The sequence below is a fragment of the Pseudomonas antarctica genome, from assembly GCF_001647715.1.
GTDB classification, from domain to species: Bacteria; Pseudomonadota; Gammaproteobacteria; order Pseudomonadales; family Pseudomonadaceae; genus Aquipseudomonas; species Aquipseudomonas antarctica_A.
This window is the reverse complement of the sequence record NZ_CP015600.1, coordinates 5,573,983-5,599,773: the sequence shown is the minus strand read 5'-3', so window position 1 is coordinate 5,599,773 and position 25,791 is coordinate 5,573,983. Positions and strand designations below refer to the sequence as shown.

Below are 25,791 nucleotides of genomic sequence, written 5' to 3'. Positions count from 1 at the left end.
CTGACAGGTGCTTCCTTCAGAGGGCGCCGCGGCCCATAATCATGGCCTGCATAACAATGGCCGTGAGCGCACCATGACCTCGAGTCCCGATCTCCCCGCGGTGTCAGACGCACCGCGCAAGAGTCGTAAGAACAATCCGGAAAAGACCCGCGAAAATATCCTGCAGGAAGCCATCGTCGAGTTTGTTCAACAGGGCCTGTCCGGCGCTCGCGTGGATGCGATTGCTGAGCGTATCCACACCTCAAAACGCATGATCTATTACTACTTCGGCAGCAAGGAGCAGTTGTACGTCGAGGTGCTGGAAAAGCTCTACGGCGATATTCGCAACACGGAAACCCGCATGAACCTCACGGCCCTGGAACCGCGCGAAGCGATTCGCAGGCTGGTGGAGTTCACCTTTGATCACCACGACCAGAACGTGGACTTCGTGCGCATTGTGAGCATCGAAAATATCAACAACGCCGAGTACGTAAAGCGCTCGGATTCGATCAAGGCAATGAACAGCAACATCCTCGAAGGGTTGGGGGCTACGTTGCGGCGGGGTGCTGAGATGGGCGTATTTCGCCAAGGATTGAATCCGTTGGACGTGCACTTGCTGATCAACTCATTCAGCTTTTACCGAGTGTCCAATCGCCATACGTTCAGTGAGATCTTTCAGATCGAGCTGTCGGATGAGCTCGTCAAACAGCGGCATCGCGAGATGATTTGTGAATCGGTGATGCGTTACCTGCAGGCTTGAGGACACCGCAGAACCGGATGTGGGGCGGGCTTGCTCGCGAATGCGCAGTATCAGTCCATACCTCCGGCGACTGATACACCGCTTTCGCGAGCAAGCCCGCTCCCACATTTGAATTGGGTTTCTACTGCGAGGTGTTCATGCTCTGAAAATGCGCCAACATCCTTTGCGCATCCGGCGCTTCGCCACTGAACAACTCAAACGCCTTCACCGCCTGAAACACCGCCATGTTGCCGCCATCCAGCGTGCGGCAGCCCAAGGCGCGGGCGCTGCGTAGCAGCTCGGTTTCCAGTGGGAAATACACGATTTCCGCGACCCACAACTCAGCCCGTAACAGGGCAGGCGGCACCGGCGTGCCGGGCAGCTTGGCCATGCCCATCGGCGTGGTGTTGACCAAACCATCCGCCTCGGCCATGGCGCTTTCCAGGTGGTTGCCGACCTGGGCGCGACTGGCCCCGAAACGCTGCGCAAGGTTATCCACAAGGTCTCGGGCACGGCTGGCGTCCACGTCGAAAATGCTCAAGTGCTCCACGCCTTCGGCCAGCAGCGCATGAGCCACCGCTGCACCGGCACCGCCGGCACCCATCTGGACGACACGGTGGCGGGCAACGTCATTCAAGTTCCTGCGAAAACCTTCGGCGAACCCCAGGCAATCGGTGTTGTGGCCGATGCGTTTACCCGCCTTGAATACCACCGTGTTAACCGCCCCAATGCCCCGGGCCTCGTCGGACAATTCATCGAGCAGCGGCAGGATCGCCTGCTTGCACGGGTAGGTAATGTTCAACCCGGTGAACTGCATCACCTCGGCCGCGTTCAGCAGGTCGGGCAGGGCGCTGATGCTCAGTTGCAGTGGTTCCAGATCGATCAGGCGGTACAAATATCGCAAGCCTTGGGCGTCACCTTCCTGCTCATGCAAGGCGGGGGTGCGGGAGGCCTGGATACCCGAGCCGATCAGGCCGGCGAGGATGCGCGGTTTCATCGGGCTCATCCCTTCAAGGTGTGGCTGAAGTGTTCCAGGGCCAGGTGATAGCCGTGGCTGCCAAACCCGGCGAGTACCGCCTTGGCGATGGGTGAGACAAAAGAGTGATGCCGAAACGCCTCGCGCGCATGCACATTGGATAAATGCACTTCGATCACTGGCACTTCACTGGCGACCAGTGCGTCGCGAATCGCCACCGAGGTGTGGGTCCAGGCCGCCGGATTGATCACGATCCCGGCGCAGCGGGCGCGGGCACCGTGGATCCAGTCAAGTAATTCGCCTTCGTGGTTGGTCTGGCGGAATTCGATTTTCAGCCCGAGTTTTTCGGCGCTGCGGCCACACAGCGCAGCCACGTCGGCCAGGGTTTCATGGCCGTAGGTAGCGGGCTCGCGGGTACCGAGCAGGTTGAGGTTGGGGCCGTTGAGCACCAGCACGATGGGCGGCATAGGGGAGGATCTCCACAGTTATTATTGGTTGTGGGGATAAAATGTACCGGATGGTTAATTTGGTCAATTAGTGGCAGCGGATGTGTTCGATTATCGAACTGTTAATCAGTAAAAGAGGATTTCAAGACCTCGCCATGCGCGGTTACAAGACGGTATTCGACGCTTCCTCCTTCGCGACTAACCTGTGAAAAACCTCCCTGATCACGCAGCCGGCTATCGGGCTGCAGGAGGAAAAGTGTTTCCTGACAGAAAATAACCTAACGGATGGGTTACGATGAAAGTAGGGGCTTACAAAGGATATGTAATTGCGGTTTTTCTCAGGGACGAGCATTGCCCGCCTCACGTACATGTCAGGGGAGAGGCATGGGATGCGCGCTTTCGTTTCAGCTTTCTGGATGGAGGCGTGGCGTTGTGGGATGTGAACCCCGAACGATGCCGGCCAGCGGGCGCGATTCTGGAAGGTATTCGCCAGGCCCTCATGCAACCGCATTATTTGGCGCGGGCACGAAGGATCTGGTGGCAAAAGCTGCAAACGGTCTGCCTGGAGAACCATTCCTGGGACTGGGACGCTGATGAGTTAGTGCCAGGGTTAGTCATTCGGCGTGGTGTTTATGTGATCGCCAATGCCCGACACGATGTTGTTGGGCAGAGAACCATTTTGAATCTGGTGAGGGCGCCAGGTTGTGTGGAGATTGATTTATGAAAAAAATCGTAAAAGCCAAAATCTTGCCTGATGTACCGATCACTGAGGCTGATATCGACAAGGCCATCGTGCGTGGGCGCAAGCTGAAGCGCTTGTACGCCAATGCCAGTGATGTGCGTTACGAAGACGACTGCATCTCCATCGGCTTCGGCGATGGCAGCCGTATCGTGCTGCCGGTGGCCGGGCTCGCGGAGTTCGAAGGGTTTTCTGCGCAGGACTTTCAGCAACTGGAGGTCGGGTTTGGTGGCAAGGCGCTGTGCTGTGAAGCCCGTGACCTGCACGTCTCCATCAGTGGCCTGATTGCTACGAGCCAGCCCTTGATGGACCTGGCTGCAAGCATGGTGGCGTCGCGTAACGGGCGTAAAAGCAGCGCCGCGAAGTCCGCCGCCGCCCGAGCCAATGGCAAGAAGGGCGGCCGGCCACGCAAGGACACGTGAGCGTGTTTAACGTCGGGTTAACAACACGCCGGATTCCATATGGTGCGTCCACGGGAACTGGTCAAACATCGCACACTGGGTAATCCGGTGCGTGTCGTGCAATTGCGCAATGTTCGCAGCCAGGGTCTCCGGGTTGCAGGAGATGTACAGGATGTTGTCGAAGCGTCGGGTCAGTTCGCAGGTGTCCGGGTCCATGCCCGCACGCGGCGGGTCGACGAAGACACTTCCGAATTCGTAGCTTTTCAGGTCGATGCCGTGCAGGCGGCGGAACGGACGCACTTCGTTAAGTGCTTCGGTGAGTTCTTCGGCGGAGAGGCGCACCAGGGTGACGTTATCCACCGCGTTTTCATCGAGGTTGCTCAGGGCCGCGTTTACCGAGGTTTTGCTGATTTCGGTGGCCAGCACTTTTCGTACGCGGGTAGCCAAAGGCAGCGTGAAGTTGCCATTGCCGCAATACAGCTCCAACAAATCATCCGGGCGATCACCCAAGGCGTCGTAAGCCCAGTTGAGCATCTTCTGGTTCACCGTGCCGTTGGGCTGGGTAAACGCACCTTCGGGTTGGCGATAGCTGAATGTGCGGCCGCCGACTTCGAGCTTTTCAACCACGTAGTCGTGGCCGATAACATCGCGCTTGCCCTTGGAGCGGCCGATGATGCTGACATTCAAGTCGGCAGCGAGCTTGTTCGCAGCCGTGTGCCAATGCTCGTCCAGCGGGCGGTGATAACACAGGGTGATCATCGCGTCGCCGGCCAAGGTGGTGAGGAACTCCACCTGGAACAGCTTGTGGCTCAGGGCGGCGCTGGCCTGCCAGGCAGCCTTGAGTTGCGGCATCAACAGGTTGATGCGTTGGCTGGCGATGGGGAATTCTTCGATCAGGATCGGCGTGCGTTTGTCGTCCTGGGAAAACATCGCGTAGTGGCGTTCACCGCCTTCGCGCCACAGGCGGAACTCCGCCCGCAGGCGGAAGTTCTGCAACGGCGAATCGAAGACCTGCGGCTCGGGCGCATCGAAGGGTGCCAGCAGGTCACGCAGGCGCGTGACCTTGTCTTGCAGTTGAGCGGTGTAGCTTGTGGCGTCAAAAGTCATGCGTTGAACCAGCCCAGCTTGATCACAAACAGAATCGACAGGATCACCAGTGCCGGGTTCAGCTCACGGTAGCGGCCCGAAAGCAGCTTGATGGCGGTCCAGGCGATGAAACCGAAGGCAATGCCGTTGGCGATGGAGTAAGTGAAGGGCATCGCCAGGGCGGTGATCACCACCGGCGCTGCAACAGTAATGTCATCCCAGTCGATTTCGGCCAGGCCCGAGGTCATCAGCACGGCCACGAACAGCAGCGCCGGCGCGGTCGCGAAGGCTGGAACGCTGGCAGCCAATGGCGAGAAGAACAGCGCCAGCAGGAACAGGATCGCGACCACGACGGCGGTCAGGCCGGTGCGGCCACCGGCACTCACGCCCGCAGCGGATTCGATGTAGCTGGTGGTGGTCGAGGTGCCCAGCAGCGAACCGGCCATGGCCGCGGTGCTGTCGGCGATCAGCGCACGGCCCATTTTCGGCATGTGGCCGTCTTTGCCCATCAGGCCGGCGCGCTTGGCAACGCCGATCAGGGTGCCGGAGTTGTCGAACAGGTCCACGAACAGGAAAGCGAAAATCACGCTGACCAAGCCGATATCCAGTGCGCCTTTGATATCCAGCTGCAGGAAGGTGGGGGCCAGGGACGGTGGCATCGACGTCACGCCGCCGAACGGGGTGAAACCCATGGCGATGGACACAATAGTCACCGCGAGGATGCCGATCAGTACGGCGCCGCGCACGGCCAGGGCTTCCAGCGCCACGATCAGCGCGAAACCGAGGGTGGCGAGGATCGGTGCCGGTTGTTTCAGGTCGCCCAGGCCCACCATGGTAGCCGGGTTGCTGACGACGATGCCGGCGTTGTGCAGGGCGATCAGCGCCAGGAACAGGCCGATACCGGCTGCAATCGCCGAGCGCAGGGGCAGCGGGATGCTGTTGATGATCCACTCACGGATGCGGAAGATCGACAGCAGGAAGAACAACACCGCCGAAATGAATACCGCGCCCAGCGCCACTTGCCAGGTGTGGCCCATGTGCAGGACCACGGTGTAGGTAAAGAAGGCATTGAGGCCCATGCCCGGCGCCAGTGCGATCGGGTAGTTGGCGATCAGGCCCATCACGGTCGAACCGATGGCGGCGGCCAGGCAGGTTGCGACAAACACCGCGCCCTTATCCATGCCGGTTTCGCCGAGGATGCTCGGGTTCACGAACAGGATGTAGGCCATGGCCAAAAAGGTGGTGATACCCGCGAGAATCTCGGTGCGCACGTTGGTGTTGTGTGCTTTGAGTTGAAACAGCTTTTCCAGCATGCCGGCTCCCTGTGACGCTATTTTGCGTCGTTATTTGTTGACCTCTAAGTCAAAGCACAAACTGCGCCAAGCGCGTGTGGTTTCAGAGAGGATCGGAAAAAGCGGCGCATCATACCAGCAGCCGGAGGCCAATGGCGTATGGGCTTGGTTTTGATGGTCCATGGGCTTGAGGCATACTGCGCCGACGTTTAATACAGGGTCGTTAACAGCATGAAAAAAGCCAACGCCAGCAGTCTAGCTCTGTTCGCCGTTATCGGCCTTGGGCTGGTGGCACCGGCTTGGGGCGCGACTGCACCGGCCTTGAGCGAGGTGCGGGTGTTCAAGGTCGAGTCTGCCGGTTGCGCTGAAACGATCCCGGAGCGGGCGAGCAGCACACAGATGTGCACGCACCGTGGGCCCACCAAGGTTTCAGTGATGGAAGTCGGCCTGGGCAAAAGCCCGATGGGCCGTTTCGATGGTGCAGAATTGAACGGGCAACGCACGCCGGTATGCCAGGTGGGCAATATCAGCCAGACCTGTAATGGTGCGGGCACGGTGATGGGCTACATCTATGTATTCGACGTGAATGTCGAAGCGCCCGGCTGGTTCGAATACAGCAATTCCTCGATCAATGGCGCGCAAACCCCGCTGAAGACCCTGCTCAACATCCGCTGATCAATCTCCTTGAACGCTCGATACCCCGGGAAGTCGTACCCCTGAGACGGCGATTTCCCTGAACGCCGCGGATGTACACCAACCCGTGAGGTGTTTATGAGCGCAATTCCCAATGGTGCGGCGGCCCCACCGTTCGCCACCCACTCCATACGCCTGAGCCTCAATGGCCAGGACCGCCAGCTGGACGTGTTGCCCTGGACCACCTTGCTGGATCTGCTGCGCGAGCAACTTGACCTGGTCGGCAGTAAAAAAGGCTGCGACCACGGCCAATGCGGCGCCTGCACGGTGTTGCGCGACGGTAAACGCGTGAACGCCTGCCTGACCCTGGCGGTGATGTGCGACGGCGCGGAGCTGACCACTGTAGAAGGCCTGGCCGACGGCGACGTGTTGCACCCGATGCAGCAGGCCTTTATCAAGCATGACGCTTTCCAGTGCGGCTACTGCACCCCCGGCCAGATTTGCTCGGCTGTTGGCCTGGCCAATGAGGGCCGTGCCCACGATACGGCGCAAATTCAGGAACTGATGAGCGGCAACCTGTGCCGCTGCGGCGCCTACAGCAACATCCGCGATGCCATAGAAGAAGCCTTGCCCGCCTGCCGCGCAAAGGGAGGTGAGCAATGAACCCCTTCCAGTACAGCAAGCCGGCCGATGTGCACGAGGCGGTGCACCTGAGCAGTGCGGCGTCGCGCTTCATTGCCGGTGGCACCAACCTGCTCGACCTGATGAAAGAAAACATCAGCCGCCCCGAACACCTGATCGATATCACCGGCCTGCCGCTGCAAGGCGTTGAAGAGACCGCTGAGGGCGGCCTGATGATCGGTGCCTTGGTGAGCAATGCCGACCTGGCCTGGCACCCGCTGATCGAACAGCGTTACCCGTTGCTGTCCCAGGCCATCCTCGCCGGTGCTTCACCGCAATTGCGCAATATGGCCAGCACCGGTGGCAACCTGCTGCAGCGCACCCGTTGCTATTACTTTTATGACGCCAGCGTGCCCTGCAACAAGCGCGAACCGGGCAGTGGTTGCCCGGCGCGCACCGGCTTGAACCGCATCCATGCGATTCTCGGCGCCAGCGAGCACTGTGTGGCCACGCACCCCTCGGACATGTGTGTGGCCCTGGCGGCACTGGCGGCGCGGGTTCACGTGGAAGGGCGCGGCGGGGCGCGGGTCATTGAATTTGCTGACTTCCATCGGCTGCCCGGCGATACGCCGCAGCGCGATAACTTGCTGGCCGATGATGAGCTGATTACCGCCATCGAGCTGCCAGCCGACCATCTGGCCAACCACAGCCACTACCTGAAAATTCGCGACCGTGCGTCTTACGCATTCGCCTTGGTGTCCGTCGCCGCTGCCCTGGAACTGGACGGTGAGACCATCGTCGATGCCCGCCTGGCCCTTGGCGGCGTGGCCCACAAACCGTGGCGCGACCGCGCAGTGGAAGTCACGCTGATCGGCCAGACCGTCAGCCGCGAAACCTTCAGCAACGCCGCCGACGCTTTGCTGCAAGACGCCGAGCCGTTGGAGCACAACGCCTTCAAGGTCAAGCTGGCGCGCCGCGCAATTATTCGCGCCCTCAGCGACGCTGCCATCGCAGGAGAACGGTCATGACGGCTATCGGTAAACCCATGGATCGCGTTGACGGTCTGCTCAAGGTCACAGGTCAAGCGCGGTATGCCGGTGAGTTTCCCGACCAGGGCTTGCTGCATGCCAGCGTGGTCTCCAGCACCATCGCCAAAGGCCGGGTCGTCAGGATCGATGCCTCCAAAGCCCTGGCGCTGCCGGGCGTGGTCATGGTGCTCGATCACCTCAACCGGCCGAAACTCGCCAGCTACGATGACGCGTTCGCCGACGCCGACGCGGCGGACGGCTCGCCGTTTCGGCCTTTGTATAACGACCGTGTGCTCTACAGCGGCCAGCCATTGGCGTTGGTGATCGCAGACAACCTGGAGCTGGCGCGGCACGCCGGTTCGCTGGTGCAGATCGAGTACGCAAGCGAAGCCTTTGAAACCGACTTGCTGGCCATGCAGGAACAGGCGCACCCATCACCGCAAACGCCGCCCGCGCCACGCGGTAACTTCCAGGCTGAATGGGCCGCTGCTGCCGTCAACCTCGATGTGCACTACAGCACGCCCATCGAACACCACAACCCGATGGAGCCCCATGCCAGCACCGTGCTGTATCAGCCGGACGGCACCCTGCATATCCACGACAAGACCCAAGGCCCGCAGAACTGCCAGGCGTATGTGCAAAAAATCTTTGGTCTGGATAAAAGCCAGGTGCGCATCTTCGCTGCGTTCGTCGGTGGCGCCTTCGGTTCGGGCCTGCGCCCGCAATACCAGTTGCCGCTGGCGGTGATGGCGGCATTGGCGCTCAAGCGCTCGGTGCGTGTCACGCTCACCCGGCAACAGATGTTCACGTTCGGCTACCGGCCGCGCACTTTGCAGCGCTTGCAGATGGGCGCCGCTGCCAATGGCCGCCTGCTGGCGTTGGGGCATACCGCGATTGGCCAGACTTCCCGTTTCGAAGACTTCAGTGAACACGTAGTGGAGTGGAGCGGCATGCTCTACCACTGCGACAACGTGCAGCTGACTTACAAACTGGTGCCTCTGGACGTATTTACCCCGCTGGACATGCGGGCGCCGGGGGCTGCGCTGGGCGTGATCGGCCTGGAGTGCGCCATGGATGAACTGGCCTGCGCCTTGGGCATCGACCCGGTGCAACTGCGGCTGATCAACTATGCCGAACGTAACCAGAACGAGGACAAACCCTGGTCGAGCAAAGCCTTGCGCGAGTGCTACAGCGAAGGCGCCGAGCGCTTCGGCTGGGCCCAGCGCAACCCGGAACCGCGCAGCATGCGCGACGGCAACCAGTTGATCGGCTGGGGCATGGCCGGTGGTGTGTGGGAAGCCTTGCAGATGAAGGCCAGCGCCAAGGCGCGGATCGATGCGAAGGGCCAATTGACGGTGAGCAGCGCCACCACTGATATCGGCACCGGCACTTATACGGTCATGACCCAGATTGCCGCCCAGGCCAGCGGTGTGGCGATGGCGGATATCCGCTTTTTGCTGGGGGATTCGTCATTGCCCACCGCGCCGTTGCAGGGCGGCTCGTTTACCGTGTCGTCCGTCGGCACCGCCGTGCAGCAAGCGTGCGAAGCGTTGACTGGCAAACTGCTGACCATTGCCCGGCAGACTTACCCGGTCTTCAAGGATGCAGAAACCGTGCGCTTTGAAGACGGCCAGTTGCACACCGGGGACGTGAGTGTGTCGTTGGCACAATTGGTCAAGGACAGTGGTGAAGAGGCATTGGAAGTGCAGGTCGACAGCGAGCCGGACAAAAAGCGTCAAGGCTATGCGAGCGCTACTCACTCGGCGGTGTTTGTCGAAGTTCAGGTAGACGAAGACCTTGGCACGATCAAGGTGCGGCGGGTGGTCAGCGCCATTGCCGCCGGGCGCGTGGTCAACCCGAAGATGGCGCGCAGCCAGATCCTGGGCGGTGTGGTGTGGGGCATTGGTATGGCGCTGCACGAAGAAACCCAGACCGACCACCAACTGGGGCGCAATATGAACCACAGCCTGGCCGAGTATCACATCCCGGTAAATGCCGATATCGGCGACATTGATGTGATTTTTGTCGAAGAGCACGACGAGATCGTCAATGCGCTCGGTTCCAAGGGCGTGGGTGAGATCGGCATTGTCGGGGTCGCGGCGGCGGTCGCGAATGCGATTTATCACGCCACCGGGAAGCGGGTACGGGACTTTCCCATCACCCTGGACAAGGTGCTTTAGCGCAAACCTTCAAACCACCGAAGATCAAAATGTGGGAGCGGGCTTGCTCGCGAATGCGGTGCATCAGTCAATACATTAGGTGACTGACACTTCGCATTCGCGAGCAAGCCCGCTCCCACCTTTACTGCATTCCAGCATCAAATCAGGTGGGGGGACTTAGACTTTGGCCTCTTCCACCGGCACATGCATGCGGTCGCGGTTGGCCAGGGACGGGAACAGCTTGATCCACACGCCCGTCACCAGCAGCGTACCGATCCCGCCCATGACCACGGCGGGCACGGTGCCGAACCAATGGGCGGTGATGCCGGACTCGAACTCGCCCAACTGATTCGAAGCGCCGATAAACAGCCCGTTGACCGCACTGACGCGCCCGCGCATTTCATCAGGGGTTTCCAGCTGCACAAAGGAGGCGCGGATCACCATACTGATCATGTCCGCCGCGCCGAGCACCACCAGCACGGCCAGGGAAAACCAGAACGAAGTCGACAGCCCGAACGCGATGGTTGCTACGCCGAACACACCCACAGCGGTAAACATTACGCGACCGACCTGGCGGTCCACCGAGAACCGCGCCAGCCACAGCGACATCAACAACGCGCCCACCGCCGGTGCCGAACGCAGCAGGCCCAGGCCCCAGGCGCCGGTCAGCAGGATGTCTTTGGCGAACACCGGCAGCAACGCCGTGGCGCCGCCCAGCAGCACGGCGAACAAGTCGAGGGAGATGGCACCGAGGATGTCCGGGCGGCTGCGGATAAAGCGAACCCCGGCCAACAGCGAGTCCAGGGTGGCCTTGGCTTTGTTCAGTGGGGTCTGGCGGGCGGGCAGGTTGAGGGTCAGCACGCAGGCAATCAGGTACAGCGCCACCGTTGGGCCATACACCCACACGCTGCCGAATGCGTACAGCAAACCGCCGAGCGCCGGCGCGACGATGGTTGCCAGTTGTTGCGCCGATTGTGAGGAGGCCACGGCTCGCGGAAACAGTGCGCTGGGCACGATGCTCGGCAGCAGCGCCTGGGTAGTGGGCATTTCAAACGAGCGTGCGGCGCCGAGCAGAAAGGCCAGGATAAAGATCATTTCGCGGGTGACGTTGCCGGTCAGGCCGCCGATGGCCAGCGACAACGCAATCAGCGCCTGCACGGTTTGGCAGATGGCGGCGACCTTGCGCCGTTCATAGCGATCGGCCACGTGCCCGGTATGCAACATGAACAGTACGCGCGGTATGAATTCCACCAGGCCGACCAAACCCAGGTCCAGCACGTTGCCGGTCAATTGGTAGAGGTTCCAGCCGATGGCCACGGTGAGCATCTGGAAGCCGCTGGCGGTGAAGATCCGTGCCAGCCAGAACGCGATGAAAGGGCGGTGGTGACGCAACAGCAACGCAGGTTCACTAGGCATCGGGAATACAGGTTCGGAGCGGAGGGAGCACCGAGGTTAGCATCAAGCTGTAACAAATAGTTGCAAGGGTTTGCTGGGCGCCGGGCTGAGACAAGCTGTCACGCGGCAAAAGACCACGCCTTCCTACAGCCAAAATGGGACTACTCTTTCAGCAATGCTTGATCCAGATCAAAACCGGCCCCGGGATTGTTCTGGCGGCCGAAAGGCCAGAATCCCTGCGTGATGGGTAAAAAAAGAAACGAATTGAAATTCGCCACACTCCATATCCGTGGGGGCAGTGGGTGCAGGCTCCCAGCCAGCAGCCGGTATTACCTGACAGAGGAAAACTTATGTTCGGTTTGGAGGCGCTAGATCTCGCCCGAATTCAATTCGCGTTCACCATCTCGTTCCACATCCTGTTCCCGGCGATCACCATCGGCCTGGCCAGTTACCTTGCGGTGCTCGAGGGCTTGTGGCTCAAGACTCACAACGACACCTACCGTGACCTCTACCATTTCTGGTCGAAGATCTTTGCCGTCAACTTCGGCATGGGTGTGGTCTCCGGGCTGGTCATGGCCTACCAGTTCGGCACCAACTGGAGCCGCTTCTCGGACTTCGCCGGCGCCGTTACCGGGCCGTTGCTGACCTATGAAGTGCTGACAGCCTTCTTCCTCGAGGCCGGTTTCCTCGGTGTGATGCTGTTCGGCTGGAACAAGGTCGGGCGCAAACTGCACTTCTTTGCCACGGTGATGGTGGCCGTCGGTACGTTGATCTCTACCTTCTGGATCCTGTCGTCCAACAGTTGGATGCAGACACCCCAGGGCTTCGAAATCGTGGACGGCCGCGTGATACCGACCGATTGGTTCGCCGTCGTCTTCAACCCGTCATTCCCGTATCGCCTGGCGCACATGGCCACGGCAGCGTTTGTGGCCACGGCGTTCTTCGTCGGTTCCTCGGCGGCCTGGCACTTGCTGCGCGGCAAGGACAACCCGGCGATCCGCACCATGTTGTCGATGGCGATGTGGATGGCTTTGATCGTCGCGCCTATCCAGGCGGTGATTGGCGACTTCCATGGCCTGAACACGCTGAAGCATCAGCCGGCGAAAATCGCCGCGATTGAAGGTCACTGGGAAAATATCGGCAACGAGCCGACGCCGCTGATCCTGTTCGGCTGGCCCGACATGAAAGCCGAGAAGACCAAATACGCCGTCGAAATCCCGTACCTGGGCAGCCTGATCCTGACCCACTCCCTGGACAAGCAAGTGCCGGCGCTCAAGGATTTCCCGCCGCAAGACCGTCCCAACTCGACCATCGTGTTCTGGTCGTTCCGGGTCATGGTCGGCCTGGGTTTCCTGATGATCTTCACCGGTTTGTTCAGCCTGTGGCTGCGCCGGGGCGACAAGATGTATACCTCCAGGCCGTTCCTGTACCTGGCGTTGTGGATGGGCCCGTCCGGCCTGATCGCGATTCTCGCCGGCTGGTTCACCACCGAAATCGGTCGTCAGCCCTGGGTGGTCTATGGGTTGATGCGCACGGCGGATGCATCCTCCGGGCATAGCCTGGCGCAGATGACCATTACCCTGGTGTTGTTCGTGGTGGTGTACTTCGCGCTGTTCGGCGCCGGGTTGGGCTACATGATGCGTCTGGTGCGCAAAGGGCCTCAGACGCACGAAGGCTCCGAGCCAACCCATGGTGGCCCTGGGCAGAAACGCACACCGGCCCGTCCGTTGTCTGCGGCCGATGATGGCAGCGATGACGACCACACTCACATCCAGCACAAGGGGAATTGAGATGGGTATTGATCTTCCGCTGATCTGGGCCGTGATCATCATCTTCGGCATCATGATGTACGTGGTCATGGACGGTTTCGACCTGGGTATCGGCATTCTCTTCCCGTTTATCCCGGGCAAAGTCGACCGTGACGTGATGATGAACACCGTCGCCCCGGTTTGGGACGGCAACGAAACCTGGCTGGTCCTGGGGGGCGCGGCGTTGTTCGGCGCGTTCCCGCTGGCCTATTCGGTGGTGTTGTCGGCGTTGTACCTGCCGCTGATCCTGATGCTGATCGGGCTGATCTTCCGGGGCGTGGCCTTCGAGTTCCGCTTCAAGGCCAAGGACCATAAGCGTCACCTGTGGGATAAGGCGTTCATCGGCGGCTCCATCGCGGCGACGTTCTTCCAGGGCGTGGCGCTGGGGGCATTTATCGACGGCATCCCGGTGGTGAATCGCCAGTTTGCCGGCGGCTCACTCGACTGGGCCACGCCGTTCACGATGTTCTGCGGCGTGGCCCTGGTGGTCGCGTATGCCTTGCTCGGTTGCACCTGGCTGATCATGAAGACTGAAGGCAAGTTGCAGGAGCAGATGCACAACCTGGCGCGGCCGTTGGCCTTTGTGGTGTTGGCGGTGATCGGTATCGTCAGCCTGTGGACGCCGCTGGCGCATCCGGAAATCGCCTCGCGCTGGTTCACCCTGCCGAACCTGTTCTGGTTCCTGCCGGTGCCGATCCTGGTGCTGGTGACCATGTACGGTTTGATCCGCGCAGTGGCGCGTAATGCGCACTACACGCCGTTCCTGCTGACACTGGTACTGATCTTCCTCGGCTACAGCGGCCTGGGGATCAGCCTGTGGCCGAACATCATTCCACCGTCTGTCTCGATCTGGGACGCCGCCGCGCCGCCGCAAAGCCAGGGCTTCATGCTGGTGGGCACGCTGTTCATCATCCCGTTTATCCTGGGTTACACCTTCTGGAGCTACTACGTGTTCCGCGGCAAGGTCACCCACGAAGACGGTTATCACTAGGAGGGTCGTAACATGCCCGGCAAACCTACGTTGCACGAGATCGAACAGGCCGAGAAACAGCCGTTGTGGCGGCGCCTGGGGTGGCTGGCGATGATCTGGACCGGCAGTGTGCTGGCCCTGTTCGTCGTGGCCAGCCTGATGCGTATGTTCATGAGCGCGGCCGGCCTGACGACTCACTGACATCCCGTTCCGGGCCTTGCGGCCCGGCTTTCAACCCCGCCTTTTGCGAGAAAGGCGGGGTTTTTTATTTGCGCGCTTTGAGAATCACGAACTTAGGCGTGGCGGCCACTTGCTCAACGCCACGGAATAAACGCGCCAACTTGCTGTGATAGCCCAAGTGGCGGTTACCCACGATGTAAAGCGCGCCACCGACCACCAGGGCCTCCCGCGCCTGCTGGAACATGCGCCAGGCAAGGAAGTCGCCGACCACCTGTTGCTGGTGGAACGGCGGGTTGCACAGCACCACGTCCAGGGACTGCGGTTCCTGGCCGGCGAGGCCATCAGCGGCGCGAACGATGACTTCTCGCGCCCCGAGTGCCGCCTGCCAATTCTCGAGCGCCGACTGCACGGCCATGTAGGATTCATCCACGAGCGTGTACTGCGCGTCGGGGTTTTGCAGTGCACTGGCAATCGCCAGCACGCCGTTACCGCAGCCCAGGTCGGCGACGCGAGCGCTGCCCAGGTTTTTCGGCAGGTGCGGGAGGAAGGCGCGGGTGCCGATGTCCAGGCCTTCACGGCAGAACACGTTGGCGTGGTTACGCAACTCGATGGCCGGTGCGTCCAAGGCGTAGCGGGTGGGGTAGGGCGAGGCGGCAACCGGTCGATCTTCGACCGTGGCAATCAGCAGCCGGGCTTTTTTGACCGCAAGCGAGGCGTGCATGGGCCCGATATAGCGCTCAAGCAGCTCGCCTGCAGCCCGTGGCAGGTGCTTGATCATAGCGCCCGCGATCACCTCGGCGCCCGGCGCCAACTGCCCTTGCAGGCGAATCAGTTGCTCTTCCAGCAAGGCCAGGGTCTTCGGCACGCGGATCAGTACGCGGTCGAACGGCCCGGTCGGCACCTGGCTGGCGGGCACGAATGGTACTGCATCAAACGCCTTGCCATTGCGCACCAGGTTTTTCTCCAGGCCCTGGGCTGCCAGATACGAGTCGCCGCTGGACGTCACCTGAACCTTGCCTTCCAGGCTGGCCGCCACGGCACCGAAGCTGTCATTGAGCACCAGTACGCGGGTTGCGGCGCCATGCGGCTGTTCGGCCAGGTAGTTGAGCAGGTACTCGTCGGCGGCATCGAAAGCCTGCAGCGGGTCATTGTGTTGCTCTGGCTGGCGGATCAGATCGAGCTGGGCGAAGGGGCTGTCAAGCAGGGGCATGGCGGGGGAGGCTCTGGGTCAACGATGGGCGGCGGCGGGTGCGGGCAACCGGCGCAACTATCCGTGTGAACGGCAACTGAGTGAACGGCGAGGCGGCACCGAGGCGCGGCTTCAACACTCAGAATAGGCCGTAAATGTTACTTTTTTTTCGGTGGGATTACATGCGGTGTTTGTACGCCGGTTAAAACAGGCCCGCTTTGGAGGCACAGAGCACGGCGGCGATCTTGTTATTGACGCCCAATTTTTTGAGGCAACTGCTGATATGAAAGCCCACGGTACGTTCTGACAGACACAGGATCGTGGCAATGTCCGACGCCGTCTTGCCCATGGCTGACCATTTGAGGATTTCCGTTTCCCGTGGGGTCAATTTGCAAGGCGGCGTAATACTCGGTTTATCGGCATGTTTTTGTGCCACCGCCGCGTGCAATACGTGGCAAAGCCACAGTGCCTGGCCGGCTTTCTCGTAAAGCTCTTGGGGACTGACTTCGCCGGTACTTCGGCCCAGGGTCAGCATGCTGAACACGCCCTGGAAGTCGTGTACTGCCTGAGTCCAACCAAAATGCACGCCAAACGATTGGGCCAACGACCATAAGTGTGGCGTGGTGCTGAACGTTTTTTCGTCCCACACGATAGGCATTACGCTACGTTTGCAGTGGGCTACTACTGGGTCTATATCAAAGAAGTTCGCTTGCTTGTAAACGCTGTTCCATTCATTTGGATAGTTGTTTAAGTGAAACTGTTTTGTTTGAAGGGTGGGTTGTAGGGAACTCATCGTAAATGAGCAATATTCAAAGCCGAGCTGATAGGTGTGATTCACGACCATCTCATAAACAGTGGTGATCTTATCCTCGCCTTCAAGTTTTGGGATCCTCGTGTTGCGCCAGTTGACCATCGGTAACTCTCCATACATGTTGTTATTGCCCGGGCACTTCCTGGCTCCCAATGAGGCACGGAAAGGAGTGTAGGATAAAGGCTACATGGAGAGGTGAAAAAAATGTCATGTGGCCTTCGTCTTTACACTTCATGAACTTGTACAGCAGTGAGTTTTTTGTGTAAGTTTTGTTGTTAGTAAGAAAATCTCATTGGTTTTAACAGGTTGCTGACGATATTGGATTGATATCAGTTAGATTGACTGTGTCATCTAATGGCGTATTGGAAGTTGGGAAATAGCTAAATGATTAGTTGGTAATTTAATGCCCGTCCTGCGCTTAAATGTCTTTGGAATGTAATAATTTTACGTTCCCCTCTGTCTGTAAGCATCCGGGTCAACGGTAATGCCAGTACAAACCAACGGTGTTTCCCTGTGCGACTTTGGGGGACACTAGGGGTACCTGTTGAACGGAGACCCCCATGACGGCCAGTGCTGAGAAATTTACCCGCCAGACGTTGCTCGACGTGCAATCGCTGACCCCTAGCCTGTTTACCCTGCGCACCACACGCGATCCGGGCTTTCGGTTTACTGCCGGCCAGTTTGTGCGCCTGGGGGTGAGCAAGGCGGATGGGAGTACCGTATGGCGTGCTTACTCCATCGTGTCGTCGCCGTTTGACGAGCACCTGGACTTCTTCTCTATTGTTGTTCCGGAGGGCGAGTTCACCAGTGAGTTGAGCCGGCTACAGGTGGGTGACACCTTGATGGTGGAGCGCCAGGCCACAGGCTTCCTGACCCTGAACCGCTTTGTGGACGGGCGCGACCTGTGGTTGTTGGGCACCGGTACCGGGGTGGCGCCGTTTCTGTCGATCCTGCAGGACTTCGAGGCCTGGGAGAAATTCGAGCGTATCGTTCTGGCGTACAGCGCGCGCGAGGCCAAAGAGCTTGCGTATCAGCACCTGATTGCAGCGTTGGGTGAGCGAGAGTACCTGGCCGAATACGCCCATAAACTCGTCTACATCCCCATCGTTACGCGTGAACAGCATCCCGGGGCGCTGAACGGGCGCATTACCACGCTGATCGAGAATGGCGAACTGGAACGCGCTGCTGGCGTCGCGCTGACCCCCGAATTCTCCCGCGTGCTGATTTGCGGCAACCCGCAGATGGTCGATGACACACGGCAACTGCTCAAACAACGCGACATGCAACTGAGCCTGAGCCGGCGCCCAGGGCAAGTGGCGGTGGAAAATTATTGGTAAAAAAAAGGCGCCTGCAATAGGCGCCTTTCTGGGTCCACCGATTTAAAGCGGCTTGTTGTTCTGAGCCTTGAGCAGATCACGGATCTCCGTCAGCAACTCTTCCTCTTTGCTCGGCGTTGCCGGCAGGGTCGGCGCCACGGCCTCTTCACGCTTGAGGCGGTTGATCGCTTTTACGCCCATGAAGATCGCAAACGCGATGATCACGAAGTCGATAATGCTTTGGATGAATTTGCCGTAAGCCAGTACCACGGCCGGAGCACTGCCTTGCGCCGCCTTGAGTTGCACGGCCAAGTCAGCGAAGTCCACGCCACCGATCAGCAGACCGATGGGCGGCATGACCACGTCGCCTACAAACGAGGAAACAATCTTGCCGAAGGCGGCGCCGATGATGATACCGACGGCCATATCGACCACATTACCTTTGACCGCGAAGGCCTTGAACTCACTGATCACGCCCATAGGTTATTCCTTGTTACAGATGAGAAGGGTGGAGGTCAGTGTAATTCAGTCGTAGGCGGCTTGCGCGACACAACCGTTAACACTGTCAATTTTTATCGACACATTAAAGCGCAAATAGTTTGCAAAGTGCCACCAATCGCGCGCGAAATACTCGCTGTTTCAGTGGGTTACCACACTTTTTTCTTAATCGTACCGGTGGTGTTTTTCTATTTATCTTCTGACTCGCAGGTCACTAGCCTCTGGCAAGCACAACTGAATGTGCACAAAAAAACCAGAGGACACCTCGATGAATACTCCAATGAGCCGCGGGCCGGTTTCAGCGCGATACGCGTTGGCACTGGTGACCGCCAGCCTGCTTTCCCTCTCTGTACAAGCCGCCAACCTGACCCGCGATAACGGCGCTGCCGTGGGTGACAACCAGAACTCCCAAACGGCCGGTGCCAATGGCCCCGTGCTGCTGCAGGACGTGCAGCTTATTCAAAAACTGCAGCGCTTCGACCGTGAACGCATCCCGGAACGTGTGGTGCACGCGCGTGGCACCGGCGCCCACGGTACATTCACCGCCACCGACAACCTCAGCGACCTGACCAAAGCCAAGGTCTTCGCCGCAGGTGAAGCGACGCCGGTATTCGTGCGCTTCTCGGCCGTGGTCCACGGCAACCACTCTCCAGAAACCCTGCGTGACCCGCGCGGCTTCGCCACCAAGTTCTACACCGCCGAAGGCAACTGGGACCTGGTAGGAAACAACTTCCCGACGTTTTTCATTCGTGACGCCATTAAATTCCCGGACATGGTGCACGCGTTCAAACCCGACCCACGCACTAACCTGGACGACGACTCCCGTCGTTTTGACTTCTTCTCCCATGTTCCCGAGTCCACCCGTACGCTGACCGAGCTGTACTCAGACTCCGGCACCCCGGCCAGTTATCGGGAAATGGACGGCAACGGCGTACATGCCTACAAGTTGATCAACGCCAAAGGCGAAGTGCACTACGTCAAGTTCCACTGGAAGAGCCTGCAAGGCATCAAGAACCTCGATCCCAAGCAAGTTACCGAGGTGCAAGGGCGTGACTACAGCCACATGACCAATGACTTGGTTACCCACATCAACAAGGGCGACTTCCCCAAGTGGGACCTGTATGTGCAAGTGCTTAAACCCGAGGACTTGGCCAAGTTTGATTTCGACCCGCTGGACGCCACCAAGATCTGGCCGAACGTGCCGGAGCGTAAAGTCGGGCAGATGGTGTTGAACCGCAACCCGGCGAATGTCTTCCAGGAAACCGAGCAAGTGGCCATGGCCCCGGCCAACCTGGTCCCGGGCATCGAACCGTCGGAAGACCGCTTGCTGCAAGGCCGGGTGTTCTCCTACGCCGACACCCAGATGTACCGCCTGGGGCCGAACGCCCTGCAACTGCCGATCAACGCACCCCGCGTCACCGTCAACAACGGTAACCAGGACGGCGCGATGAACTTCGGCAAAACCACCACCGGCGTGAACTACCAGCCAAGCCGGCTGTTACCACGCGAAGAGCCGCAAACCGCGCGCTACAGCCAGTCGGCGCTGTCGGGTAGCACCCAGCAGGCGAAGATCCAGCGTGAGCAGAACTTCAAGCAGGCCGGTGACTTGTACCGCACCTACAGCAAGAAAGAGCGTCAGGACCTGATCGAAAACTTCGGCGGCTCGCTGGCGACGACTGATGATGAGAGCAAGCACATCATCCTGTCGTTCCTCTATAAAGCTGACCCGGAGTACGGCACGGGTGTGACCAAGGTCGCCAAAGGTGACCTGGCTCGCGTTAAAGCGCTGGCAGAAAAACTGACTGACTGACGTTGGTTCCGGTCGACGCCCAGATCAGGGTGTCGACCCCCTGTTAGGAGAAAACCCATGCGAATCTCTCTCGGTTTACTGATGGCAATGCTCGCCTTCGTCGCCCATGCCGAGGCCCCCGACCCGGTCGCGCTCAAGGCGCAGTTACAGGACTACTACTTCGACGCCGCCCGCCGTGGCGATGTCGATATGCTCAACACCTTCATCGAATCCGGCTACAGCCTCAATACCCAGGACGACAAGGGTTACACCGCGCTGATCCTTGCCGCCTACCACGGCCAGGGGTCTTTCGTGGAGCGCCTGCTCAACGCCGGCGCCGACGCCTGCGTGCAGGACAAACGCGGCAATACGGCGTTGATGGGGGCAATCTTCAAAGGCGAGTTGAAAATCGCCCAACGGCTGCTGGCCACCGACTGCAACCCCGACCAGCGCAACGGCGCCGGGCAGACCGCCGCCATGTACGCCGGGCTGTTCAAGCGCATCGAGCTGATGGATGAATTAAAAGCCAAGGGCGCCGACCTCAACGCCGAGGACCCGATCGGCAACAGTGCTTCACGATTAGCCAGTGGTGAAATCCGGACCCCGGCGCCGCGCTGAGCTATCATCGCGGTTTTTCGGTTGGAGGTTCTCAAATGGCAAAGGCCAAGCGCATGTACGGCTGCACGGAGTGCGGCGCGACCTTTCCCAAGTGGGCCGGCCAATGCACCGAGTGTGGCGCGTGGAACACCCTGACTGAAACCATGATCGAAAGCGGCGGCGCTGCGGCCCCTACCGGCCGAGCCGGCTGGACCGGGCAGCAGGCGCAGATCAAGACCTTGGCCGAAGTCAGTGTTGAAGAGATCCCGCGTTTCTCCACGGCTTCCGGTGAGCTGGACCGCGTGCTCGGCGGTGGCCTGGTGGACGGTTCGGTGGTGCTGATCGGTGGCGACCCCGGCATCGGTAAATCAACCATCCTGTTGCAAACCCTGTGCAGCATCGCCAGTCGCATGCCGGCGCTGTATGTCACCGGCGAAGAATCCCAGCAGCAAGTGGCCATGCGCGCCCGTCGCCTGGGCCTGCCCCAGGATCAACTGCGGGTAATGACCGAAACCTGCATCGAAAGCATCATCGCCACGGCCCGCATCGAAAAGCCCAAGGTCATGGTGATCGACTCGATCCAGACGATTTTCACCGAGCAGTTGCAGTCGGCACCGGGCGGCGTATCCCAGGTGCGTGAAAGCGCGGCGTTGCTGGTGCGGTATGCCAAGCAGAGCGGTACGGCGATCTTCCTGGTCGGCCATGTGACCAAAGAAGGCGCGCTGGCCGGGCCACGGGTGCTTGAGCATATGGTCGACACGGTGCTGTATTTCGAAGGCGAATCCGATGGCCGCTTGCGATTGCTGCGGGCGGTGAAGAACCGCTTTGGTGCAGTCAATGAGTTGGGCGTGTTCGCCATGACCGACCGAGGATTGAAAGAAGTCTCTAACCCGTCGGCCATTTTTCTCACACGTGCCCAGGAAGAAGTTCCGGGAAGTGTGGTGATGGCGACGTGGGAAGGCACTCGGCCAATGCTGGTGGAAGTGCAGGCGCTGGTGGATGACAGCCACCTGGCCAACCCGCGCCGGGTCACGCTGGGTCTGGATCAGAACCGCCTGGCGATGTTGCTCGCTGTGCTACACCGTCACGGCGGCATTCCCACCCATGACCAGGACGTATTCCTCAACGTGGTTGGCGGGGTCAAGGTGCTGGAAACCGCCTCCGACCTGGCCTTGATGGCGGCGGTGATGTCCAGCCTGCGCAATCGGCCGCTGCCCCATGACTTGTTGGTGTTCGGTGAAGTCGGCCTGTCGGGCGAGGTGCGCCCGGTGCCGAGTGGCCAGGAACGCTTGAAAGAAGCGGCCAAGCACGGTTTCAAGCGCGCAATTGTGCCCAAGGGCAATGCGCCGAAAGAATCGCCGCCGGGCTTGCAGGTTATTGCGGTCACGCGCCTGGAGCAGGCGTTGGATGCACTTTTCGAATAAACGTGGAGCAATCAGGGATGAGCGCAATGCAACAGACCCATCGTTGGGGGGTATGTGCCCTGTTCGTGGCCTTGCTCGGGTTACCGGGCATTGCCTTGGCTGAGTCGGCCACACTGCCGGCCGGTTACCGCCTGGCCCAGAAGTTGGCGACGGAAGACGGCAGCGTGTTGCAGGTGCTGGAAGACCAGCGCATCAGCGCGCAGTTGCACAAGGACAGTTGGGGCAATGGCCTGGATGAGGACTCGTTTGACGAGCCCGGCGATCTGGTGGAGAACCCGTTGCTCAACGCTCAGGTACGCTTACTGTCGGCGTCCGGCACGATGCTGGCGCACGACGATCTTGGCTATCCCTTGGCCAAGGTCCAGAAGGCTCCGCTCAAAGGCCTGCCGGAACCGGTGTACTTTTTGATCATCGACCAGACGGCACCGATGGGCAGTTACAGCGGCCCGGCGACTCAACTGCTGCTGCCTTCCAAACAGCAACTCAAGCCGATGAGCTATAAGGGCGGCGACGGTAAGGTCGAGCCTCTGACGCTGGCCCAGACCGGCAAAGCCGCGTGGCAGATTGCTACGCCGGCCAGCGGTGGCGCGGATGAGCTACTGCAAGTGTCGTCCTTTATGGACGGTGACGGCGACGACGATTTCGCGACCCGCTATACGACCTATCGTTTTGTCGACGGGCAATGGCAGGCTGAGTCGAGTCAGAAGGCGGGCTACTGGGACGCAGAAAACGAATTCCCTGCGCGCACGGCGTTTCCCTGAATCGTCACACCTGCAGCAGCGCGCCGAGTTCCCGCTCAAGTTCTTCCTGATCGCCGAGGTTAAGTTCGATCAACCGCCGCAAATGGCTGATCGACTCCAAGTCGATGTGCTCGCACACAAACCCCAACTGGCCATCGTCGTCATGGGTCAGCCTGGCCTGCATCTTTATATGCGCCTGTGGGTCCAGGCGAATATCCACGTCGAACAGTTCTGCGCGATTACCCTGCCAGTCTTCGGGCCGTTGCACCAACAAACCTTTCAGCGACAAATCCACCAGTTGCACCGGCCAATTCCAGCCGTTTTGTGCAAGGGTCGTCCGCGCATCGAAGGCGATACGCCGGAAACGGCGTCGATCTGAGGGCTGCTCGCTCATGGTCAATTCCTCTGTGGGTAGAAAGATTGTAGCCCTGCGCCACCCTCGGGCTTTTATTTCTGATTTTTTTGCCGTTTTTTTCCTTGGCAAGGCTCTAGACCAATGTAGGGGGCTGGTCTTTGAGGCCAGTAGCGCTAAACTCGGGCTGGCTGTCCTTTCTGTCCACCCTGGCTGGAATATAAAAATGAAAAATAATAATAGCCTGCTACGCCACCTACCCTGGCTGCTGCTGGCAATCGTAGGAGCGTGCGCCCTGGGCGTAGTGGCCTTGCGCCGCGGCGAGGCGATCAACGCCTTGTGGATTGTGGTCGCTGCAGTGGCCATCTATCTGGTTGCGTACCGTTACTACAGTCTGTTCATCGCTAACAATGTGATGCAACTTGATCCACTGCGGGCCACCCCGGCAGTGCTCAATAATGATGGTCTGGACTACGTGCCGACCAACAAACACATCCTATTCGGTCACCACTTTGCGGCGATTGCCGGTGCAGGCCCGTTGGTCGGCCCGGTACTGGCGGCGCAAATGGGCTACCTGCCAGGCACCCTGTGGCTGATTGCCGGGGTGGTGCTGGCCGGTGCGGTGCAAGACTTCATGGTCCTGTTCCTGTCCACCCGTCGCAACGGCCGTTCCCTGGGGGACATGGTTCGCGAAGAGATGGGCCGCATTCCCGGGACCATCGCGCTGTTTGGCTGTTTCCTGATCATGATCATCATCCTCGCGGTGCTGGCGCTGATCGTGGTCAAGGCCCTGGCCGAGAGCCCTTGGGGCATCTTCACGGTGATGGCAACTATCCCGATCGCGATGTTCATGGGCGTGTATATGCGCTACATCCGCCCGGGCCGCATTGGTGAGATCTCGGTGATCGGCGTGCTGTTGCTGCTGGGTTCGATCTGGCTGGGCGGGCAGATTGCCGCTGACCCGGTCTGGGCCAAGGCCTTCTCCTTCACCGGCATCCAGATCACCTGGATGCTGATCTGCTACGGTTTCGTCGCGGCGGTACTGCCGGTGTGGCTGATCCTGGCACCACGGGACTACCTCTCCACCTTCCTCAAAATCGGCACCATCATCGCCCTGGCGATCGGCATCCTGGTCACCATGCCCGTGCTGAAAATGCCGGCACTGACCCAATTCATCGACGGCACCGGCCCGGTGTGGAAGGGCGGCCTGTTCCCGTTCCTGTTCATCACCATTGCCTGTGGCGCGGTCTCGGGTTTCCATGCGCTGATTTCCTCGGGCACCACGCCCAAGCTGCTGGATAACGAAGTCAACGCCCGTTACATCGGCTACGGCGCGATGCTGATGGAGTCGTTCGTTGCCATCATGGCCATGGTTGCTGCTTCGGTGATCGAGCCGGGCGTGTACTTCGCCATGAACAGCCCGGCTGCCGTGGTCGGTGCGGATGTGGTGACTGTGGCACAAACCGTCAGCAGCTGGGGCTTTGCGATTACCCCGGAAGCCTTGACGGCGGTGGCGCATGACATCGGCGAAACCACCATCCTGGCGCGTGCCGGCGGTGCGCCGACGCTTGCGGTGGGTATCGCGCAGATCCTGCACAGTGTGCTGCCGGGTGAAAACACCATGGCATTCTGGTACCACTTTGCGATCCTGTTCGAAGCCTTGTTCATCCTGACGGCGGTGGATGCCGGTACACGTGCGGGTCGCTTCATGCTGCAAGACCTGCTCGGCTCCTTCGTGCCGTCCCTCAAGCGAACTGACTCCTGGCCGGCCAACCTGATTGCGACCGCCGGTTGCGTGGCGATGTGGGGGTACCTGCTGTACCAAGGCGTGATCGACCCGCTCGGTGGCATCAACACCTTGTGGCCGCTGTTCGGTATCTCCAACCAGATGCTGGCCGGTATCGCGCTGATGCTCGCCACCGTTGTGCTGATCAAAATGAAACGCCAACGCTACATCTGGGTGACCATGTTGCCGGCTGTCTGGCTGCTGATCTGCACCGTGACCGCAGGCTTCATCAAGCTGTTCGACGCTAACCCGGCGATCGGCTTCCTGTCGCTGGCCAAGAAGTACAGCGATGCCCTGGCCGGCGGCCAGATCCTCGCCCCGGCCAAGAACATCGACCAGATGCAGCACGTGATCTGGAACGCCTACACCAACGCAACGCTGACGGCGCTGTTCCTGTTCGTGGTGTTCAGCATCCTGTTCTATGCGCTCAAAGTCGGCGTCGCCGCTTGGGGCAACAAAGAGCGTACGGATAAAGAAGCCCCGTTCCAGGCCGTACCGGACGCGTAATCGAGGATTGCAACCATGTTCAATGACATCAGTCGCCTCGGTAAATACCTCGGTCAGGCCGCGCGCCTGATGGTCGGCATGCCCGACTACGATACGTACGTCGAGCATATGCAAACCAAGCACCCGGACAAACCGATGATGGACTACAAGGCGTTCTTTCGGGAACGCCAGGAAGCCCGTTACGGTGGCAAGGGTGGGCCTAAATGCTGCTAACCCGGTAAGTTGGGCTTGCAGTGATCCCATGTGGGAGCGGGCTTGTGTGGGAGCTGGCTTGCCTGCGATAGCATCAGCTCGGTCTGACGGGAGGACCGAGTTGTCTGCATCGCAGGC

26 protein-coding genes are annotated in these 25,791 nt (G+C 60.1%); 17 read left to right on the top strand and 9 right to left on the bottom strand.

The window, feature by feature from the left end; all coding sequences use genetic code 11:
- The first annotated feature begins 73 nt into the window (after positions 1–73).
- On the top strand, positions 74–739 hold the full coding sequence (locus tag A7J50_RS25395) for a TetR/AcrR family transcriptional regulator (protein WP_064454237.1): 666 nt from the start codon (positions 74–76) through the stop codon (positions 737–739).
- Positions 740–860: 121 nt separating this feature from the next.
- On the opposite strand, the gene A7J50_RS25390 is transcribed toward A7J50_RS25395, so the two are convergent.
- Positions 861–1,715, bottom strand: a complete 855-nt coding sequence (locus tag A7J50_RS25390) for a shikimate dehydrogenase (RefSeq protein ID WP_064455014.1) — start codon at positions 1,713–1,715, stop codon at positions 861–863.
- Between the two features lie 5 nt (positions 1,716–1,720).
- A complete protein-coding gene (aroQ, locus tag A7J50_RS25385) occupies positions 1,721–2,161 on the bottom strand; it encodes a type II 3-dehydroquinate dehydratase (protein ID WP_017253796.1) in 441 nt (146 codons plus the stop codon).
- 274 nt (positions 2,162–2,435) lie between these two features.
- On the opposite strand from aroQ, the gene A7J50_RS25380 reads away from it, so the two are divergent.
- Positions 2,436–2,864 (top strand): hypothetical protein, encoded by a 429-nt coding sequence (locus tag A7J50_RS25380; protein ID WP_064454236.1) that lies wholly within the window; start codon positions 2,436–2,438, stop codon positions 2,862–2,864.
- A complete protein-coding gene (locus tag A7J50_RS25375) occupies positions 2,861–3,301 on the top strand; it encodes a DUF2442 domain-containing protein (protein WP_064454235.1) in 441 nt (146 codons plus the stop codon). Before A7J50_RS25380 ends, A7J50_RS25375 begins: the two co-directional genes overlap by 4 nt.
- A gap of 6 nt (positions 3,302–3,307) precedes the next feature.
- On the opposite strand, the gene trmA is transcribed toward A7J50_RS25375, so the two are convergent.
- Positions 3,308–4,387: a tRNA (uridine(54)-C5)-methyltransferase TrmA gene (gene trmA, locus A7J50_RS25370; RefSeq protein WP_064454234.1), complete on the bottom strand. Its 1,080-nt coding sequence runs from the start codon at positions 4,385–4,387 to the stop codon at positions 3,308–3,310.
- A complete protein-coding gene (locus A7J50_RS25365) occupies positions 4,384–5,679 on the bottom strand; it encodes an NCS2 family permease (RefSeq protein WP_064454233.1) in 1,296 nt (431 codons plus the stop codon). Before A7J50_RS25365 ends, trmA begins: the two co-directional genes overlap by 4 nt.
- Before the next feature lie 210 nt (positions 5,680–5,889).
- Between A7J50_RS25365 and A7J50_RS25360 the strand changes: the two genes are divergently transcribed.
- The 4 genes from A7J50_RS25360 (at position 5,890) to A7J50_RS25345 (ending at position 10,120) form a co-directional block, all read left to right on the top strand.
- Positions 5,890–6,333 (top strand): DUF4879 domain-containing protein, encoded by a 444-nt coding sequence (locus A7J50_RS25360; protein ID WP_064454232.1) that lies wholly within the window; start codon positions 5,890–5,892, stop codon positions 6,331–6,333.
- Between the two features lie 96 nt (positions 6,334–6,429).
- Positions 6,430–6,954, top strand: a complete 525-nt coding sequence (locus A7J50_RS25355) for a (2Fe-2S)-binding protein (protein WP_064454231.1) — start codon at positions 6,430–6,432, stop codon at positions 6,952–6,954.
- Positions 6,951–7,940: an FAD binding domain-containing protein gene (locus A7J50_RS25350; RefSeq protein WP_064454230.1), complete on the top strand. Its 990-nt coding sequence runs from the start codon at positions 6,951–6,953 to the stop codon at positions 7,938–7,940. The genes A7J50_RS25355 and A7J50_RS25350 overlap by 4 nt, the downstream gene beginning before the upstream one ends.
- Positions 7,937–10,120, top strand: a complete 2,184-nt coding sequence (locus A7J50_RS25345) for a xanthine dehydrogenase family protein molybdopterin-binding subunit (RefSeq protein ID WP_064454229.1) — start codon at positions 7,937–7,939, stop codon at positions 10,118–10,120. The genes A7J50_RS25350 and A7J50_RS25345 overlap by 4 nt, the downstream gene beginning before the upstream one ends.
- A 156-nt stretch (positions 10,121–10,276) precedes the next feature.
- Here A7J50_RS25345 and A7J50_RS25340 read toward each other — a convergent pair whose 3' ends face one another.
- Complete coding sequence (locus A7J50_RS25340; protein WP_064454228.1) at positions 10,277–11,515, bottom strand: MFS transporter; 1,239 nt, start codon at positions 11,513–11,515, stop codon at positions 10,277–10,279.
- 329 nt (positions 11,516–11,844) lie between these two features.
- On the opposite strand from A7J50_RS25340, the gene A7J50_RS25335 reads away from it, so the two are divergent.
- The 3 genes from A7J50_RS25335 to A7J50_RS30235 are packed head-to-tail and all read left to right on the top strand — an operon-like array spanning position 11,845 to position 14,473.
- Complete coding sequence (locus tag A7J50_RS25335; RefSeq protein ID WP_064454227.1) at positions 11,845–13,284, top strand: cytochrome ubiquinol oxidase subunit I; 1,440 nt, start codon at positions 11,845–11,847, stop codon at positions 13,282–13,284.
- Between the two features lies 1 nt (position 13,285).
- Complete coding sequence (cydB, locus tag A7J50_RS25330; protein ID WP_064454226.1) at positions 13,286–14,293, top strand: cytochrome d ubiquinol oxidase subunit II; 1,008 nt, start codon at positions 13,286–13,288, stop codon at positions 14,291–14,293.
- Between the two features lie 12 nt (positions 14,294–14,305).
- Complete coding sequence (locus A7J50_RS30235; RefSeq protein WP_064502999.1) at positions 14,306–14,473, top strand: DUF2474 domain-containing protein; 168 nt, start codon at positions 14,306–14,308, stop codon at positions 14,471–14,473.
- A 64-nt stretch (positions 14,474–14,537) separates the two neighbouring features.
- Here the strand turns inward: A7J50_RS30235 and A7J50_RS25325 are convergent, their stop codons facing one another.
- Both A7J50_RS25325 and A7J50_RS25320 read right to left on the bottom strand, forming a co-directional pair.
- On the bottom strand, positions 14,538–15,662 hold the full coding sequence (locus tag A7J50_RS25325) for a methyltransferase (protein WP_064454225.1): 1,125 nt from the start codon (positions 15,660–15,662) through the stop codon (positions 14,538–14,540).
- A 181-nt stretch (positions 15,663–15,843) separates the two neighbouring features.
- Positions 15,844–16,554: a helix-turn-helix transcriptional regulator gene (locus A7J50_RS25320; RefSeq protein WP_064454224.1), complete on the bottom strand. Its 711-nt coding sequence runs from the start codon at positions 16,552–16,554 to the stop codon at positions 15,844–15,846.
- 458 nt (positions 16,555–17,012) lie between these two features.
- Here A7J50_RS25320 and A7J50_RS25315 point away from each other — a divergent pair, with 458 nt between their 5' ends.
- Positions 17,013–17,789: a ferredoxin--NADP reductase gene (locus A7J50_RS25315; RefSeq protein WP_064454223.1), complete on the top strand. Its 777-nt coding sequence runs from the start codon at positions 17,013–17,015 to the stop codon at positions 17,787–17,789.
- Between the two features lie 42 nt (positions 17,790–17,831).
- Here the strand turns inward: A7J50_RS25315 and mscL are convergent, their stop codons facing one another.
- Complete coding sequence (gene mscL / locus A7J50_RS25310) at positions 17,832–18,248, bottom strand: large-conductance mechanosensitive channel protein MscL (RefSeq protein ID WP_064454222.1); 417 nt, start codon at positions 18,246–18,248, stop codon at positions 17,832–17,834.
- Between the two features lie 286 nt (positions 18,249–18,534).
- On the opposite strand from mscL, the gene katB reads away from it, so the two are divergent.
- The 4 genes from katB to A7J50_RS25290 are packed head-to-tail and all read left to right on the top strand — an operon-like array spanning position 18,535 to position 22,837.
- Positions 18,535–20,076: a catalase KatB gene (katB, locus tag A7J50_RS25305; protein WP_064454221.1), complete on the top strand. Its 1,542-nt coding sequence runs from the start codon at positions 18,535–18,537 to the stop codon at positions 20,074–20,076.
- Between the two features lie 57 nt (positions 20,077–20,133).
- Positions 20,134–20,673 carry an ankyrin repeat domain-containing protein gene (locus A7J50_RS25300; RefSeq protein WP_064454220.1) on the top strand — a complete coding sequence of 180 codons (540 nt, stop codon included), beginning with the start codon at positions 20,134–20,136 and terminating at the stop codon, positions 20,671–20,673.
- Positions 20,674–20,708: 35 nt separating this feature from the next.
- A complete protein-coding gene (radA, locus tag A7J50_RS25295) occupies positions 20,709–22,076 on the top strand; it encodes a DNA repair protein RadA (protein WP_064454219.1) in 1,368 nt (455 codons plus the stop codon).
- Positions 22,077–22,102: 26 nt separating this feature from the next.
- A complete protein-coding gene (locus tag A7J50_RS25290; RefSeq protein WP_064455013.1) occupies positions 22,103–22,837 on the top strand; it encodes a hypothetical protein in 735 nt (244 codons plus the stop codon).
- 4 nt (positions 22,838–22,841) lie between these two features.
- Here the strand turns inward: A7J50_RS25290 and A7J50_RS25285 are convergent, their stop codons facing one another.
- Complete coding sequence (locus A7J50_RS25285; RefSeq protein ID WP_064454218.1) at positions 22,842–23,210, bottom strand: PilZ domain-containing protein; 369 nt, start codon at positions 23,208–23,210, stop codon at positions 22,842–22,844.
- Positions 23,211–23,394: 184 nt separating this feature from the next.
- On the opposite strand from A7J50_RS25285, the gene A7J50_RS25280 reads away from it, so the two are divergent.
- Together A7J50_RS25280 and A7J50_RS25275 are read left to right on the top strand one after the other, a co-directional pair.
- Positions 23,395–25,461: a carbon starvation CstA family protein gene (locus A7J50_RS25280; RefSeq protein ID WP_064454217.1), complete on the top strand. Its 2,067-nt coding sequence runs from the start codon at positions 23,395–23,397 to the stop codon at positions 25,459–25,461.
- 15 nt (positions 25,462–25,476) lie between these two features.
- Complete coding sequence (locus A7J50_RS25275) at positions 25,477–25,674, top strand: YbdD/YjiX family protein (protein ID WP_003176208.1); 198 nt, start codon at positions 25,477–25,479, stop codon at positions 25,672–25,674.
- Positions 25,675–25,791 lie beyond the last annotated feature (117 nt).